The sequence below is a fragment of the Micromonospora humida genome (genome assembly GCF_016901255.1).
Taxonomy (GTDB): Bacteria; Actinomycetota; Actinomycetes; order Mycobacteriales; family Micromonosporaceae; genus Micromonospora; species Micromonospora wenchangensis.
The window spans coordinates 135746-151695 of record NZ_JAFEUC010000018.1; the positions used below are offsets into that span (position 1 = coordinate 135746).

The 15950-nt window shown below is 73.2% G+C and carries 14 protein-coding genes; 6 read left to right on the forward strand and 8 right to left on the reverse strand.

Features of this window, described 5'->3' with window-relative positions; genetic code table 11:
• Window positions 1-318: 318 nt before the first annotated feature.
• Complete coding sequence (locus JQX11_RS29155; protein WP_204928126.1) at window positions 319-1512, reverse strand: acetyl-CoA C-acetyltransferase; 1194 nt, start codon at window positions 1510-1512, stop codon at window positions 319-321.
• 66 nt (window positions 1513-1578) lie between these two features.
• Between JQX11_RS29155 and mce the strand changes: the two genes are divergently transcribed.
• From mce to JQX11_RS29175, 4 genes are all read left to right on the forward strand, one after another.
• Window positions 1579-2055, forward strand: a complete 477-nt coding sequence (mce, locus tag JQX11_RS29160; RefSeq protein WP_204928127.1) for a methylmalonyl-CoA epimerase — start codon at window positions 1579-1581, stop codon at window positions 2053-2055.
• A gap of 388 nt (window positions 2056-2443) precedes the next feature.
• Window positions 2444-3709 carry a DivIVA domain-containing protein gene (locus tag JQX11_RS29165; protein ID WP_088642764.1) on the forward strand — a complete coding sequence of 422 codons (1266 nt, stop codon included), beginning with the start codon at window positions 2444-2446 and terminating at the stop codon, window positions 3707-3709.
• Between the two features lie 176 nt (window positions 3710-3885).
• Window positions 3886-6093, forward strand: coding sequence for a coiled-coil domain-containing protein (locus tag JQX11_RS29170; RefSeq protein WP_204928128.1), 2208 nt, complete (start codon window positions 3886-3888; stop codon window positions 6091-6093).
• A gap of 294 nt (window positions 6094-6387) precedes the next feature.
• A complete protein-coding gene (locus JQX11_RS29175; protein ID WP_204928151.1) occupies window positions 6388-7503 on the forward strand; it encodes an AI-2E family transporter in 1116 nt (371 codons plus the stop codon).
• Between the two features lie 15 nt (window positions 7504-7518).
• Here the strand turns inward: JQX11_RS29175 and JQX11_RS29180 are convergent, their stop codons facing one another.
• The 6 genes from JQX11_RS29180 to JQX11_RS29205 form a co-directional block, all read right to left on the reverse strand.
• Window positions 7519-8319: an alpha/beta hydrolase gene (locus JQX11_RS29180; protein WP_204928129.1), complete on the reverse strand. Its 801-nt coding sequence runs from the start codon at window positions 8317-8319 to the stop codon at window positions 7519-7521.
• Window positions 8320-8406: 87 nt separating this feature from the next.
• Entirely contained in the window at window positions 8407-8733 is a 327-nt protein-coding gene (locus JQX11_RS29185) for an Rv1322 family protein (protein ID WP_088642767.1), read from the reverse strand.
• 16 nt (window positions 8734-8749) lie between these two features.
• Window positions 8750-9820 carry a hypothetical protein gene (locus JQX11_RS29190; protein ID WP_204928130.1) on the reverse strand — a complete coding sequence of 357 codons (1071 nt, stop codon included), beginning with the start codon at window positions 9818-9820 and terminating at the stop codon, window positions 8750-8752.
• Window positions 9817-10311, reverse strand: a complete 495-nt coding sequence (locus JQX11_RS29195) for a SigE family RNA polymerase sigma factor (protein ID WP_204928131.1) — start codon at window positions 10309-10311, stop codon at window positions 9817-9819. The genes JQX11_RS29190 and JQX11_RS29195 overlap by 4 nt, the downstream gene beginning before the upstream one ends.
• A gap of 41 nt (window positions 10312-10352) precedes the next feature.
• Complete coding sequence (locus JQX11_RS29200) at window positions 10353-12131, reverse strand: 3-hydroxyacyl-CoA dehydrogenase (RefSeq protein WP_204928132.1); 1779 nt, start codon at window positions 12129-12131, stop codon at window positions 10353-10355.
• Window positions 12132-12227: 96 nt separating this feature from the next.
• On the reverse strand, window positions 12228-12695 hold the full coding sequence (locus JQX11_RS29205) for an FHA domain-containing protein (RefSeq protein ID WP_204928133.1): 468 nt from the start codon (window positions 12693-12695) through the stop codon (window positions 12228-12230).
• Between the two features lie 192 nt (window positions 12696-12887).
• Here JQX11_RS29205 and JQX11_RS29210 point away from each other — a divergent pair, with 192 nt between their 5' ends.
• Window positions 12888-14387: an aldehyde dehydrogenase family protein gene (locus JQX11_RS29210; RefSeq protein ID WP_204928134.1), complete on the forward strand. Its 1500-nt coding sequence runs from the start codon at window positions 12888-12890 to the stop codon at window positions 14385-14387.
• Between the two features lie 39 nt (window positions 14388-14426).
• On the opposite strand, the gene nucS is transcribed toward JQX11_RS29210, so the two are convergent.
• Window positions 14427-15086 carry an endonuclease NucS gene (nucS, locus tag JQX11_RS29215; RefSeq protein ID WP_145921447.1) on the reverse strand — a complete coding sequence of 220 codons (660 nt, stop codon included), beginning with the start codon at window positions 15084-15086 and terminating at the stop codon, window positions 14427-14429.
• Between the two features lie 71 nt (window positions 15087-15157).
• On the opposite strand from nucS, the gene JQX11_RS29220 reads away from it, so the two are divergent.
• Window positions 15158-15775: a DUF4126 domain-containing protein gene (locus JQX11_RS29220; protein WP_145923013.1), complete on the forward strand. Its 618-nt coding sequence runs from the start codon at window positions 15158-15160 to the stop codon at window positions 15773-15775.
• Window positions 15776-15950 lie beyond the last annotated feature (175 nt).

The following is a 15950-nucleotide window of genomic DNA, read 5'->3' on the forward strand; positions in this document are numbered from 1 at the left end:
CCCGACTGCGACGAACCGGGACAGCGGCCGGGGCGGGGGCGTTCTCGACAGTCACTGGGCCACCTTCGCTCACGACTGCGGGGCTCGCAAACCCCGCTCACTCCTCGCGCTCACCACCGAGCCACCTTCGCCCCACGACTACGTGGCTCGCAAACCCCGCTCACTCCTCGCGCTCACCACCGAGCCACCTTCGCCCCACGACTACGGGGCTCGCAAACCCCGCTCACTCCTCGCGCTCACCACCGAGCCACCCTCACTCACGACAGCGCGGCTCGCCAACCCCTGTCGCTCCCCACGCTCGCAGACCCGGGGCGCGGGTCAGCCCTGGGCGTCGGCCGGCACGTGGATGATCAGGGCGTCGCCCTGGCCGCCACCGCCGCAGAGTGCCGCCGCGCCGGTACCGCCGCCGCGCCGCTTCAGCTCCAGCGCGAGGGTGAGCACCAGCCGGGCGCCGGACATGCCGATCGGGTGCCCCAGCGCGATGGCGCCGCCGTTGACGTTGATCTTGTCGGCGCCGACCCCGAGGTCCCGCGCGGACTGGATGCCGACCTGGGCGAACGCCTCGTTGATCTCGATGAGGTCGAGATCGTCGATGCTCAGGCCACCCTTCTTCAGGGCGTGCTGAATGGCGTTGGACGGCTGCGAGTGCAGGGAATTGTCCGGGCCCGCCACGTTGCCGTGCGCACCGACCTCGGCCAGCCAGGCCAGGCCCAGCTCGTTCGCCTTGGCCTTGCTCATCACGACCACTGCCGCCGCGCCGTCCGAGATCGGCGACGAGGTGCCGGCGGTGATCGTGCCGTCCTTGGCGAACGCCGGGCGCAGCTTGGCCAGCGACTCGGCGGTGGTGTCCGGCCGGATGCCCTCGTCCTCGCTGATCACCAGCGGGTCGCCCTTGCGCTGCGGGATGACCACCGGGGTGATCTCGTCGGCGAAGTGGCCGTTCTTCTGCGCGGCGGCGGCCCGCTGGTGGCTGGCCGCCGCGAACGCGTCCTGCTCCTCGCGGGTGATGCCGTGCCGTACGCCGAGCCGCTCGGTGGACTCGCCCATCGAGCAGCAGTCCCAGGCGTCACTGAGCCCGTCGTGGGCCATGTGGTCCTTGATCGTCACGTCGCCGTACTTGTAACCGGCGCGCTGGCCGAGCAGCAGGTGCGGGGCGTTGGTCATCGACTCCATGCCACCGGCCACCACGATGTCGAACTCGCCGGCCCGGATGAGCTGGTCGGCCAGGGCGATCGCGTCCAGGCCGGAGAGGCACACCTTGTTGATGGTCAGCGCCGGCACCGACATCGGGACGCCCGCCTCCACCGCCGCCTGCCGGGCGGGGATCTGCCCGGCACCGGCCTGGAGCACCTGGCCCATGATCACGTACTGCACCTGGTCCGGGGCGACCCCGGCGCGCTCCAGCGCCGCCTTGATCGCGATGCCGCCGAGTTTCGTCGCCGGCAGGTCCTTCAGGTTGCCCAGCAGCCGGCCCATCGGGGTCCGCGCGCCGCTGACGATGACCGATGCCACTGTCTGCCTCCGAGGGGGGGGGTACCGAGCTGTACGCCTTAACGGCTGTTCGGCCAGACTAGCGTCATGGCTGAGAACTCCCCCGTCGAGCCCGCTGCCGACTACGTCACAGACATCGGGCTGCGCCGTATCGACCACGTCGGGGTCGCGGTCGCCGACCTGGACGCCGCGATCGACTTCTATCAGCGCACCTTCGGGATGCGCTGCATACACGAGGAGACCAACACCGAGCAGGGCGTACGCGAGGCGATGATGGCCGTCGGCCCGACCGCCGAGGGCGGCTGCGTGCAGCTGCTCGCCCCGTTGTCGCCGGAGTCGACCATCGCCAAGTTCCTCGACCGCAACGGCCCGGGGGTGCAGCAGGTGGCGTACACGGTCGCCGACATCGACGCGGCCTGCGCGATCCTGCGCGAGCGCGGCGTACGGCTGCTCTACGACACCCCGAAACGCGGCACCGCCAACTCCCGGGTCAACTTCGTCCACCCCAAGGCCGCCGGCGGCGTCCTCATCGAACTCGTCCAACCCGCCGACACCCCCCACTGACACTGTCCTCTCCCCGCGTCCCCACCCCCGCCCCTTCCGTGTTGATCAAGAGGTTTGCGTCATCTCGATCTCCAGACCTGACGCAAACCTCTTGATCACCGGGGCGGGGCGGGGGTGGGAGCGGGGCGGGGCGAGGGAGGGCGGGGGGCGGATTGGCGTTTTCGGGGGGTGGTGGGGGCATTGTGTGGGGGTGGCATTTCGGGGGCGGCGGGGAAAGGGTCGGGCACTGCCGGGATAGCGGGCGGTAGCGGCGGTGGGGCCGCCCGGACCTGCCAAGATCGCCGTTTGGTGCCGGCCGCCGGTACGACCCGGTGGACCATGTAAAGAGGACACGAAAGCTCGGCACCGCTCTTGCGAACGACCCCGGGGGGTCTGCAAGTATGTCCCAATGCCCCAGCAGCAGTCCTCCCCTCTCGCGTTCTTCGATAACGCGAACTCGCAGCCCGACTTCACGGTGGGCCTGCGTGGATACAACACCCACCAGGTCGACGACTTCCTCGGTCGGATGACGGCCGCGCTGACCCAGTCGGAGCAGGCCCGCGCCGAGGCCGAGCAGCGGATGAACGACGCCCAGCGTCGGCTCCGCCAGGCCGAGCAGCGGCAGGCCGCGCTCGAGCAGAAGCTCACCGACACCAACAAGCAGCTCGAGGAGAACAGCCGGCCGACCCTCTCGGGTCTCGGCACCCGGGTCGAGCAGATCCTGCGGCTGGCCGAGGAGCAGGCCAACGACCACCGCAACGAGGCCAAGCGCGAGTCGGAAGGGATCCTCTCCGCTGCCCGGCTGGAGGCGCGGGAGATCACCGACAAGGCGCGCGCCGAGGCCGCCGCGATGAAGGCCACCGCCGAGCGGGAGGCCGGCACCGTCCGCACCGCCGCCGAGCGGGAGGCCGCCGAGGCCCGGGTGCAGGCCCGTCGGGAGGCCGACACGCTGCGCGCCGACGCCGACCGGGAGACCAAGCAGCTGCGTACGGTCACCGCGCACGAGGTGGCGGAGCTGAAGTCCACCGTCGAGCGGGAGGTCGCCACCCTGCGCGCCACCGCCGAGCGGGAGATCACCCAGCAGCGGGCGAAGGCCGCGCGGGAGGCCGAGGAGAAGCGCGCCGAGGCCACCAAGCTGCTCACCGACGCCCGCGACAAGCGGGACAAGGACCTCCAGGCGCTGGAGCTCCAGCTCGCCGAGCGGCGGGAGAAGGCCGAGCGCGAGGAGTCGGAGCGGCACGCCGCCCAGGTGGCGCAGACCCAGAAGCTGGTCGGCGAGGCCGAGCAGCGGGCGCGGGCCGCCCAGGAGCGGGCCAAGGAGATCGAGCAGCGCGCCGAGGCCCGCCGGGTCGAGTCGGAGCGCACCGCCAACGACACCGTCGACAAGGCCAAGGCGTTGGCCGAGAAGACCCTCAACGAGGCCAAGGCCGAGGCGAAGCGGCTGCTCACCGAGGCACGCACCGAGGCGGACCTGACCACCCAGGCGGCCCGCCGCGAGGTGGAGGACCTCACCCGCCAGAAGGACGCGGTCACCTCGCAGCTCGGCCAGATGCTCTCCGGCCTGGCCGGGATCGTGCCGGGCGTTCCGGCCCAGCAGCAGGCCGCCGCGCCGGCCAAGGCGGAGCCGGCCAAGGCCGACGCCGAGTCCCGGGCGACCGCGGAGACCGCCAGCTGACCGAACGCATCGACGGGGCATGAGTCGCGGCGCGGAGGGACACCGGATACCGGTGCACCCCCGCGCCGCGCCCGTTCCCGCCCTGTGACACCCTGTCGCGGGACAGCACTGAAACAGCTCCCCACAGCGGCGTCCGTATCGCCCCCGGAGGGCCGGATGCGTGTGAGGATGGGGGCATGTCGCACGGCGAGGAACTGTTCGCTCTCGGCGGGGATGTGACGACGGAGCCCAGCTTCGAGTCCGCTCTGCGGGGATACGACAAACGACAGGTCGACCGGTACGTCGCTCGTGCGGAGCACGAGATCGCCACGCTGACGGGTGAGCGGGAACAGGCGTACACCCAGATCCACAAGTTGGCCGGTCAGGTCGAGCACCTGCAGCGGGATCTCGCCCAGGTGCGCAAGCAGGTCGGGGTGGTGGACCGGGCCTCCTTCAAGCATCTCGGCCCCCGGGTCGAGCAGATCCTCGCCCTCGCCGAGGAGCAGGCGGACGCCATCCTGGTCGCCGCCAACGAGGAGATCGAGGCCCGTCGGGCCGCCGCCGAGCACATCATCGACGAGGCCCGTGAGCAGGCCGCCCGGGCCCTCAAGGACTTCGAGATCGCGCTCGCCGCCCGGCGTGCCGAGGAGGAACGGCACACCACGGCCCGCAAGGCCGAGGCGGACGCCGCCGTGCGTACCGCCAAGCAGGAGGCCGCTCGGCTGCGCAGCACCGCCAAGGACGAGGCGACCCTGCTGCGCGCCACCGCCGAGGACGAGTCCAACCGGTTGCGGACCGCCGCCCAGGAGGCCCTGAACCGGGCCCAGCAGGAGGCCACCCAGCTCCGCGACACCGCCAAGGAGATCCACACCCGGGCCCAGCAGGAGGCCACCAAGCTCCGCGAGACGGCGAAGGCGGCGCTGGCCAAGGCCCAGAAGGAGGCCACCGACCTGCGCGAGGCCGCCAAGGAGGTGCACCTCAAGGCGCAGCAGGAGGCCCGGCGGCTCGTCGATTCGGCGACGGAGACCAGCCGCGCCACCCACGCCAAGGCGCTCCAGCAGGCCAAGCAGGTCACCGACGACGCCGACGGCGCGGCCAAGGCGACCCGGGAACGCGCCCGGCAGGAGGCGCAGCGGCTGACCACCGAGGCGACCGAGACGGCCCAACGCAGCCGGGCCGAGGCCGAGGCGTACGTGCAGCGGATGCGCACCGAGACCGAGGCGTACGTGCAGCAGTCCCGCGCCCAGACGCAGCAGGAGCTGGGGGCCTGGCGCGCGGGGGTGGAGCAGGAGGTCAACGGCCGGCGGGAGGCTGCCGACCGGGAGCTGGCCCAGCGCCGGGCCGCCGCCGAGCAGGAGTTCGCCAAGCGCCGCGACGAACTGGACCGCAAGCACCGGGCCCGGCACGACGAGCTGGAACAGCAGCACGGCACGCGGCAGGCCGAGCTGGAGCGGGAGTGGGCCGCCCGGCGGGACGAGATCGAGCAGGGTGCGGCCGAGATCCGCCGGGCCGCCGAGGCGGACGCGGCGACGCTGCGCCGCACGGCCGAGCAGGAGACCACCGAGCTGCGTCGGCGGGTGGAGCAGGAGACCACCGAGCTGCTCGACCGGGTCGAGCGGGAGACCGCCGAGAAGCGTCGCCAGGCCGACGAGCACGTCGCCGCCTCCCGCCGGCAGTTCGACGAGTACGCGGCCACGACCCAGCAGCACCTGGCGACCACCCAGCAGCACCTCGCCGCCACCCAGCAGGAGGCGGCGGCCGGCCGGCAGCAGCTCGCCCGGGTGATGCTGGAGATCGCCCAGGCCCAGCAGCAGCTCGCCGACCTGCGTCAGGAGACCTGGCAGGCGCGGCAGGAGCACGACGACCTGCAACGGGAGGCCACCGCCCTGCGGGCGAGCGCCGCGACGCCGGTGGGCGTCGACGCGGTGGTGCCGTCCCCGGACGGCGACCGGCCGGGGACGGGTCCGCTCGGCAACGGCAGGAAGCCGAAGCCGACGCGCACCGCCGACGCCCCGGCACCGCAGCCGGCGGGCTCCGGTGCGGTCGACAGCGCGAAGCCCTCCGCCGACGGCGACGCCGGAAAGAAGCCGGTCGTCGCCGGTGCGGACTCGGTCGTGGCCGTCACCAGGCCAGCCGGCGGTCCGGGCGCCAACGGCACGAAGCCGACCGGCGGTACGGACGGTGCCGCGAAGCCGAAGGCCGAGCCGGTGACCACGGTGGACGGCGGGACGGCGAGCGCCGGAGTGGACGGCGAACCGACGGTCGCCGCGGTTCCGGGTGCCGCCGGCCGGGGCGCCACCCCGACGAAGATCACCAGTACCGGGGAGAACGGCAAGCGGCCCAGCAAGCCGACCACCGACGAGCGCAGTGCCAAGCCGAGCACGGTGACCGTCGAGTCCGAGTGACCACGGTGGGGTGCCCCGGGGTGGCCGGCGCAGCACCCGTCCCACTACCCTGCGGGCAGGAGCCCGTACGGTAGGTGCCCGCCGGGTGGGTCGGCTGATCCGCTCCGGTGTGCCGCGTCGGGGCGGAACTGGGGAGGTCCGGTGGCACAGCACGGCCCGGCACGCGACGACGCGACCCGGGACAGCACCCCTGAAGTCGTACCGACGGACGCCGACGCCCCCACCCCCCGCCCCACGGCACAGGACGAACCGGCACGGGACGAGCCGGCGCGGGGCACACCAGCGCGGGACGAGCTGGCGCGGGGCACACCAGCGCGGGACGCCCCCGGGGACGACGACGCCGGGTCGGTCGCCACCGGGTCGGGGCGGTTCGGTCGACCCGGTCGGCCACTGCGCCGCAGCAGTTTCCTGGTCGGCTTCACCGGGGCGCTCGGCGTGCTGCTGGCGTACACCGTGTTCCTGGGCATCCGCAATGCCGGCGGCATCCTGGTCCTGGTGGTGATCGCGCTCTTCCTGGCGGTGGGGCTCAACCCGGCGGTGGTCCGGCTGCGCCGCTGGGGGTTGCCGCACGGGCTGGCGGTGACGGTGGTGGCGCTGACCCTGGTGCTGCTGATCGTCGCCGGGCTGGTGGCGCTGGTGCCGCCGGTGGTGACCCAGACCGGGCAGTTCATCGAGCAGCTTCCCAGCTATGTCGAGGAGCTGCGCCGCAACCGCACGGTCAACGACCTGGTGGTCCGGTACGACGTGATGCGGCGGGTGCAGGAGCTGGCGAACGCGGACACCGTGGGCCGGGCGCTCGGCGGGGTCCTCGGCGGCGCCCAGTTGATCTTCGGCACGATCTTCCGGGTGCTCACCGTGCTGGTGCTGACGATCTACTTCCTGGCCTACTTCGACCGGCTGCGCGATCTCGGGTACGCGTTGGTGCCGAGGTCACGCCGGCAGCGGGTCAGCCTGATCGGCGACGAGATCCTCACCAAGGTCGGCGCGTACATGGTGGGGGCGCTGAGCATCGCGGTGCTGGCCGGCGCGACCAGCTTCGTCTTCGCCCTGGTCGTGGGGCTGCCCTATCCGTTCGCGCTGGCCGTGGTGGTGGCGGTGACCGATCTGATCCCGCAGATCGGGGCCACCCTCGGCGCGGTGGTCGTCAGTCTGGTCGGCTTCGCCACCGCGCTGCCGATCGGCATCGCCTGTGTGGTCTTCTTCGTGCTCTACCAGCAGGTGGAGAACTACCTCATCTACCCGAAGATCATGCGGCGGTCGGTGGAGGTCAACGAGGTGGCCGCGCTGCTCGCCGCCCTGCTCGGGGTGGCTCTGATGGGGGTGGTCGGCGCGCTGATCGCCATCCCGGTGGTGGCCGCCCTGCAGCTCATCCTGCGCGAGGTGGTGCTCCCCCGCCAGGACCGCCGCTGAGCCGACCGGAAGGGCTCAGTCGGCGGCGGGCCCCGGCACGGGGGTGTCGGCGAAGGCGGCCACCGTCCGGTCGGCGTACGCGCTGACGTCGCCGGTCTCCATCGGGCCGTCCCAGCTCGTCGGCAGCGGCAGCGGCACCGCCGGGTTCACCCGCCTGACGATCTCGTCGAGCACCCGCTCGGCGTCGCCCACCCAGAGGTGCTTGGCCCCGGGCACCCCGACGACCTCGGCCTGCGGCACCGCCGCGAAGCGCTGCCGGGCCTCCTCGGGGCGCAGGTAGTCGTCGAACTCGGGCACCAGCGCGGTCAGCGGCCGACCCGACTCCGCCCAGACGGCCAGGTCGCCGGGCTGCGAGAAACGCAACGGCGGGGAGAGCAGGATCGCCCCGGCCACCGCCGGGTCGCAGCCGTACTTCAGGGTCAGGTCGGTGCCGAACGACCAGCCCACCAGCCAGATGTTCGGCAGCTCGTGGAACTCGGCGTACTCGATGGCGGCGGCGACGTCGAACCGTTCGCCCACCGCGTTGTCGAAGGCGCCCTCGCTGGTGCCCCGCACGCTGCCGGTGCCCCGGGTGTTGAACCGGAGCACCGCCAGGTCGGCCAGGGCGGGCAGCCGCCAGGCCGCCTTGCGGAAGACGTGGCTGTCCATCATCCCGCCGTGGGTGGGCAGCGGGTGCAGGCAGACCAGGGTGCCCGCCGGCGTCCGGTCGACCGGGCGGGCCAGCTCCCCGACGAGCCGCAGGCCGTCGGCGGTGTGCAGCTCGATGTCCTCCCGGTGGCCGGGCAGGATCGACGACGCGCGGATCGGTGTGCTCACCGCCCCAGTCTGACCCGAACCCGCCGCCGTCGCTCGCCCGGGGCGCAACCGGGGTGATCCAGATCGCCCACCCGGCCGGAAACCGGGTCATCCGTAGCGGGGAGCGCCCCGGCCGCGTAGCAGGTTCGGTCCCCGCCGGTCCCGGGCCCGCCAGCAGCCGTTGTGCCAGTGCCGCCGGTCGGTGAGGTCACCCGCGCCGTCGGCCGGCCAGGCCACCAGGTGCGCCACCCCGGGTCGGATCTCCTGGTCACATCCGGGGCAGCGGTACGTCTTGACGGACGCCCCGCCGCTGATCCCGCGTACCTGCCACTCGCCGTCGCGCCACTGCTGCACCGACTCCACGCCGTGCCGGGCCCGTTCGGCGTCCAACTGGCCGGTGTCCTCGCGGCGGGGACGGTTGCGACGGGGGCTCACCGTGCCAAGGTTACGGTCAGTCCCAGGTCGCCGGACGGGTGAGGTCGTCCGCCAGCACCGCCCCGCCGAGGACCGTCGCCGCGTCCGCTTCGGTGAAACCCCGACGGGGCGGGCCGAAGCGGACCGCGAGCCTGGCCCCGGTCAGTCCGAGCAGTTCCAGTTCGTCGCCCCTCGGATGCAGGTAGCCGGCCCTGTCACCGATCGTCCGGTTCCCTTCGGTACGGCGGCCGACGAACTCCGCGTGGTACTCCAGGCGGACGTCGAGCCGCTGGTCCTCGCCACGCAGCACGGTGAGCAGGACGTCCACCGAGTCGGGCAGGTCGACGAGGTTCACCGCGCAGCGGGCGAGCCGGGCATCCGGCGGCAGCGCGGTGAGCCGCAGCGGCGTGGCACACCGGTACGCCTCGTCCAGCCGCAACGCCTGCGCCACCGTCCGCAGGTCACGGTCGTTCGGACCGACGGTGGTCACCCGGGCGTAGAGGCCCGCCACGGGCTGCCAGCGCAGGATCCACCCGGGCTCGCCGCCGGGACCGGCCGGGGCGACCGTCCGGACGGTGCCGTCGAAGTCCGCCGCGGTCACCAGTTCGGACTCCGCGTCCGGCACCGTGCCGTAGCTCATTCCCTCGTGCAGCGCCTGTTCCACGTCCGCCGGCGTACGACCGAGGTCGAGGACGACCTGCCGGCCCCCGCTGACGGCCAACCGGACGCTCTCCACCCCCTGCCCGGCCTCCCAGCCGAGATAGCCGGCCCGCGCCGGGTCGATGCCGAAGTGCAGCAGGGTCGGGTCCGTACCCACCAGGTCCGGCCGGAGGGCGGCCGTCGCCGCCGTCGGTGCCCGAGGCGGCACGACAGTCGCCGGCGACGGCTCGGCGGACGTCCAGGGCAGTCTCCCCGAGTGGTCCGCCACGGTGGGTACGCCGAGGCCGAGCACCACCACCAGGCCCAGCGCGACACCCACCCCGACCCGCCGACGACGACGCCGGGCGCGGCCCCCGACCACCGCCCGGACGGTCAGCCGGTCGATGTCCACCAGCCCCTCGGCCCGCTCCCGCAGGGTTTCGCTGATCCGCTGGTCCAGCTCGGTCACGACCGGCTCCCGTTCGTCGTGGGGACACCGAGGCGTGCCCGCAGGTGGGTGAGCGCCCGCAGCGCGTGGGTCCGGACGGTGCCCGGCGAGCAGTCCAGGATCTGGGCGATCGTCGCGTCGTCGAGGTCCTCGTAGTAGCGCAGCACCAGCACGGCCCGCTGACGGTCGGGCAGTCGGCGGATCAGTCGCCACAACTCGTCCCGGTCGGCCGCCTCGCCACCGACGTCCGCCCGCCCGGCCCGCTCGACGAAGCCGTCGACCACCAGCTCACGGTTGGACCGCCGCCGCCACCAGGACCGGTTGGCGTTGACCAGCATCCGGCGTACGTACACGTCGGGACGGTCGGTGCGGACGATCCGCCGCCAGTGCACGTACGCCCGGGCCAGCACGTCCTGGGTGAGGTCCTCGGCCCGGTGCGGGTCGCCGGTCAGCAGCCGGGCCAGCCGGACGAGCGCCGGCCCCCGGCTGCTGACGTACTCCTCGAAGGTCACACCCGTCAGACGCCGTCACCGGCGTCCACCGTTGACCCGGATCAGCGCCCGGTGTGCTCGCGGAAGCCCCGGCCGGCGGCGCGACCCAGGTGACCTGCGGTGACCAGGTGGTGCAGCAGCGGCGCGGGGGCCAGGCCCGGTTCGCGCGATTCCCGGTACAGGGCCCGCTGCACGGCCAGCGCCACGTCCAGGCCGATCGCGTCGAGCAGCGCGAAGGGGCCCGTCGGGTAGCCGCAGCCGAGCGTCATCGCGTGGTCGATGTCGTCGACGCCGGCATAACCGGCCGCCAGCATCTGCACCGCGTCGTTGAGGTACGGGAAGAGCAGCGCGTCGACCACGAAGCCGGCCCGGTCGTCGCAGACCAGCGTGGTCCGGCCGAGGGCGGCGCAGACCGCGCGGGCGGTGGCGGTGGCCTCCGGCGACGTCCGGACGGTGGTCACCACCTCGACCAGCGTGCGTGCCCGCACCGGGGTGCAGAAGTGCAGGCCGAGGACGTCGGCGGGACGGCGGGTGGCCATCGCCAGCTCGATCACCGGCAGTGTGGAGGTGGTGGTGGCGAGCACCACGCCCGGCTTGCAGACCTCGTCGAGGCGGGCGAACAGCGTCCGGGTGGTGTCCGGCTCCCCCGCCGTCGCCTCGAGCACCAGGTCGACGTCGGCGAGTTGCTCCAGCGCATCCGCCCAGGTGATCCGGGCCAGGGCGGCGTCCCGGCCGGACGGGTCGGGATCGTCCCGGGTGACGCCCTCGTCGAGCGCGGTCCGGACCGCCCCGGCGGTCCCGGCGGGCCCGTCCGCGCCGACGGCGACCACCTGGTGGCCGGCGGCGGCGAACACCGCGGCGAGATCGGCCGCCGTCGTCCCCGAGCCGACGACACCGACCCTGGTCACGGCCGTGGTGCCCGGCGCGTCGTCGACGGCGGTCGGGGTCGCCGGATCGGGTACGACCTGCGCCGAGCCCGGCTTGTCGTAGGTGTAGAAGCCGCGTCCGGTCTTGCGGCCGAGCAGTCCCGCCGTGACCATCTGCCGGATCAGCGGCGCCGGGGCGTGCCGGCGGTTGCGCCCGCCGTGCCGGTACATGGTGTTCAGGATCTCGTAGGCGGTGTCCAGGCCGATCAGGTCCAGCAGGGCGAGCGGACCCATCGGCAGGCCGCAGCCCAGGGTCATCGCCGCGTCGAGGTCCTCGCGGGTGACGTGGCGCGCCTCGAACAGGCTCACCGCCTGGTTGAGGTAGCCGAACAGCAGGGCGTTGGCGATGAATCCGGCCCGGTCGTCGATCGTCACGCCGACTTTGCCGAGCCGGGTGCAGAGCGCCTCGACGTCGTCGACCACGTCGGCGGCGGTGACCACGGTGCGGACGACCTCGACCAGTTTCATCACCGGTGCCGGGTTGAAGAAGTGCAGGCCGACGACCTGCTGGGGGCGACCGGTGGCGACGGCGATGTCGGTGACGCCCAGCGAGGAGGTGTTGGTGGCGAGGATGGTGTCGGGCCGGCAGATCCGGTCCAGTTCGGCGAAGATCCGCCGCTTGAGGTCGAGGCGCTCGGGGACCGCCTCGACCACCAGGTCCACCGCGTGCAGCGCGTCCAGCCCGACCTGGAAGTCGACCCGGGCGTGCAGGGCGTCCCGGTCGGCCACGGCCAGCCTGCCGCGCGCCACCGCCCGGTCGGTCGACCGGGTGAGGGTGGCCCGGCCCCGGGCCAGGGCGTCCGGGGAGATCTCCACCGCGACGACGTCGACACCGTTGCGGGCGAACACCTCGACGATGCCGGCACCCATGGTGCCCAGACCCACCACGCCCACCCTGGTGAACTCCCGCGCCACGACCGGCCTCCCTGGTTGATTCCGCCGTTGCCGACTTGAACGAACGCTAAGGCTATCCGTCGGGGCCGGGGCGGGGGAGGTCGGTCCCCGTCCGCCTCAGGCGTCGACGGCGCTGGGCGCGGGGGCCGGGGCGGCCGGCAGGGCGTCGGTGGAGCCGGGAGGGCGCGGCGGCAGCGGCAGCGTGGGCCGGTGGTCCCGGCGGCCGAGGGACCCCCCGGCGAAGCGCAGGCCGACCGGATCGGTGGTGGCCAGTCCGGGGTCGAAGTAGCGCAGTTCGGTACGGCCGAGCCGGATCACGTCGCCGTCGGTGAGCGGTTCGGCGTCGGTGATCCGCCGGTCGTTGAGCCAGGTGCCGTTGGTCGATCCCAGGTCGACGAGGACCACCCCGTCGTCGGTCAGCCGTACCTCGGCGTGCCGCCGGCTCAGGTGCGCGTCGGCGACCGCGATGTCGGCGGTCGGTGCCCGGCCGATCACCTGCGGCTGGGGCCGGACGCGGAAGCTCGCCCCGCGCATCGGGCCAGCGGCCACCGTCAGCAGTGGCCTCAGTTCCGGATGATCCTGCATGGACAGTCAGCTCCCCACCCACCGTCGCCCCGCGGTCAGCCTGCCAGCTTCGCGTGACCAGCTCACCACCCGCCCGGTCATCTCCACGACCCCTGGCGGACATCCGGTGTCCACCGAACAGGCGGCGACGGAGCGATAGCTGAGCGGCATTCACAACTACCGGCGGGTAGCTTCCGGGGCTAGACTGCCGCCATGACGGCTGTGCAGGTCCCGGGTACCCCGGTCATCTCCGACGGGCGGCTGGTCTCGACGAGCCCGGCCACCGGCGACGAGGCCGGCAGCGTGCCGGTCGCCACCGCCGGGGAGGTCGGCCGCGCGGTCGCCCGCGCCCGCACGGCCGGGCAGTGGTGGGCCGGGCTCGGCTTCACCGGCCGCCGCACCCGGCTGCTGCGCTGGCGGGCCCTGCTCGCCCAGCGGGTCGAGGAGCTGGCCGAGCTGATCCACGTCGAGGGCGGCAAGCCGGTCGGGGACGCCGTCGTCGAGGTGCTCACCGCCATCGAACACATCGACTGGGCGGCCCGCAACGCCCGCCGGGTGCTGGGACCGCGCCGGGTCCGCTCCCGGCTGATCCTCGCCGAGTTCGCAGGTCACCTCGAATACCAGCCGCACGGCGTGGTCGGGGTGATCGGCCCGTGGAACTACCCGGTGTTCACCCCGGTCGGTTCCGCCGCCTACGCGCTGGCCGCCGGCAACGCGGTCGTCCTCAAGCCCAGCGAGTACACCCCGGTCGTCGGGCAGTGGCTGGTCGACACGTTCGCCGAGGTGGTGCCGGAGCAGCCGGTGTTCACGGCGGTGCACGGCCTGGGCGACGTCGGCGCGGCGCTGTGCCGCTCGGGCGTCGACAAGGTGGCCTTCACCGGGTCCACGGCGACCGCCCGCGCGGTGATGGCCGCCTGCGCCGAGTCGCTGACCCCGGTGCTGCTGGAGGCCGGCGGCAAGGACGCGATGATCGTCGACGCCGACGCCGACCTGGACGCCGCCGCCGAGGCGTGCGTCTGGGGCGCGCTCACCAACGCCGGGCAGACCTGCATCGGCATCGAACGGGTCTACGCGGTGGCACCGGTCTACGACGAGTTCGTCGGCAAGGTGGTCGCCCGCGCCGAGCGGCTGACCGTCGGCGCGGACTCCGCCGACCTCGGTCCGATCACCATGCCGAGCCAGCTCGACGTGATCCGCCGGCACATCGACGAGGCCATCGCCGCCGGGGGGCGGGCGGTGGTGGGCGGTCCCGCCGCCGTACAGCCGCCGTACGTGCACCCGACGGTGCTGGTGGACGTCCCGGAATCCGCGTCGGCGATCCGCGAGGAGACCTTCGGCCCCACCGTGACCATCACCCGGGTCGCCGACGCCGACGAGGCCGTACGCCGGGCCAACGCCCTGCCGTACGGCCTGGGGGGTTCGGTGTTCGGGCGACGCGACGCGGTGGCGATCGCCCGCCGGCTGCGCTCGGGGATGGCGTCGGTCAACTCGGCGCTCACCTTCGCCGGGATGTCCACGCTGCCGTTCGGCGGGGTGGGCGACTCCGGCTTCGGCCGCATCCACGGTGAGGACGGGCTGCGCGAGTTCGGCCGGGCCAAGTCGGTCACCCGCCGGCGGGCCCGGTCGCTGCTGCCCGCGATGACCTTCGAGCGGACCCCGACCGACGTGGCCCGGATCGTCAAGATCACCAAGGCCCTGTACGGCCGCCGCTGACCCGCCCGGCGGGTGGTTCCCCGCCCGGCCGGCCGGCGGTCAGAACAGGGTCAGCTCGTCGCGCACGATGCCGCGCAGCCGGTCGTAGTCGACCACGACGCAGCGGATGCCCCGGTCGGTGGCGAGGACCCGGGCCTGCGGCTTGATCTCCTGGGCGGCGAACACGCCGGTCACCGGGGCGAGCAGCGGGTCCCGGTTCATCAGTTCGAGGTAGCGGGTGAGCTGCTCGACGCCGTCGATCTCGCCGCGCCGCTTCACCTCGACGGCGACCGCGCCGGCGTTGGCGTCCCGGCAGAGCAGGTCGACCGGGCCGATCGCCGTCATGTACTCCCGCCGGACCAGGGTGAAGCCCTCCCCCAGCGTCTCCGGGTTGGCGGCCAGCAGCTCCTGCAGGTGCGCCTCGACGCCGTCCTTGCGCAGGCCCGGGTCGACGCCCAGCTCGTACGAGGTGTCCTGGAAGACCTCCTCCAGGGTGATCCGCAGCTCCTCGCCGGCCTTGTTGACCACCCGCCACACGCCGGGGGCCTCCTCCAGCCGGCAGGGCGGGCTCATCCAGTTCAACGGCTTGTACGCACGGTCGTCGGCGTGGATCGACACCGACCCGTCCGCCTTCACCATGAGCAGGCGGGTGGCCAGCGGCAGGTGCGCCGAGAGCCGTCCGACGTAGTCCACCGAGCACTTCGCAATCACCAGACGCACCCGACGAGGGTAGCCGAGGACCGACCCGTCGCCGTCGCGCGGCACTGGCGCGCCGGTGCGATGCTGAGATGGTGTTCGAAGTCCTCACCGGTACCGGGCTCGCCGCCTCGGCGGGTCTGAACGCCTACATCCCCCTGCTCACCATGGGTCTGCTCGCCCGCTACACCAGCCTGATCGACCTGCCCAGCGGCTGGCAGTGGCTGGGCAACGGCTGGGTGCTGGCGATCCTCGCGGCGTTGCTCGCGGTCGAGGTCGTCGCCGACAAGGTGCCCGTGGTCGACCACGTCAACGACGTCGTGCAGACGGTGGTCCGCCCCACCGCCGGTGGCCTCGCGTTCGGCGCGGGGTCGGGCTCGGAGACGGTCACGGTGAGCGACCCGGGCGGGTTCTTCTCGTCCCACCAGTGGGTGCCGGTGGCCGCCGGTGTCGCCATCGCGCTCGGGGTGCACCTGTTCAAGGCGGCGGCCCGACCGGTGGTCAACGCGACCACCGCCGGTTTCGGCGCACCGGTGGCCAGCACCGCCGAGGACGCGACGAGCGTGCTGATGTCCCTGGTGGCGATCATCCTGCCGGTGCTGGTGCTGGCGTTCCTGCTGGGCATGGTGGCGTTCGTGGTCTGGTTCCTGCGCCGACGCCGGGAACGCCGCCGGGACCGCGAGGCGGCCCGCGCCGCCGGCTACCGGGTCTGACCCGCCGCCACACACGCCGATGGCCGGCACCCCGGATGGGGTGCCGGCCATCCTCGTGTTTTGACCATCGTGGGGATTTGTGGTGGTCGAGGTCTAGCGGAACAGGGAGAACCCTGTCCATGATCTGAGTTCTCACACAAAGATCATCAATGGGCAGGGTTCTCGATGAGGAGCG

Bases quoted from the DNA above. Each gene is read 5' to 3' on its own strand.
- mce (WP_204928127.1), top strand. From the start codon at position 1,579: ATGGCTGAGAACTCCCCCGTCGAGCCCGCTGCCGACTACGTCACAGAC.
- JQX11_RS29165 (WP_088642764.1), top strand. From the start codon at position 2,444: ATGCCCCAGCAGCAGTCCTCCCCTCTCGCGTTCTTCGATAACGCGAAC.
- JQX11_RS29170 (WP_204928128.1), top strand. From the start codon at position 3,886: ATGTCGCACGGCGAGGAACTGTTCGCTCTCGGCGGGGATGTGACGACG.
- JQX11_RS29205 (WP_204928133.1), bottom strand. From the start codon at position 12,695: ATGCAGGATCATCCGGAACTGAGGCCACTGCTGACGGTGGCCGCTGGC.
- JQX11_RS29210 (WP_204928134.1), top strand. From the start codon at position 12,888: ATGACGGCTGTGCAGGTCCCGGGTACCCCGGTCATCTCCGACGGGCGG.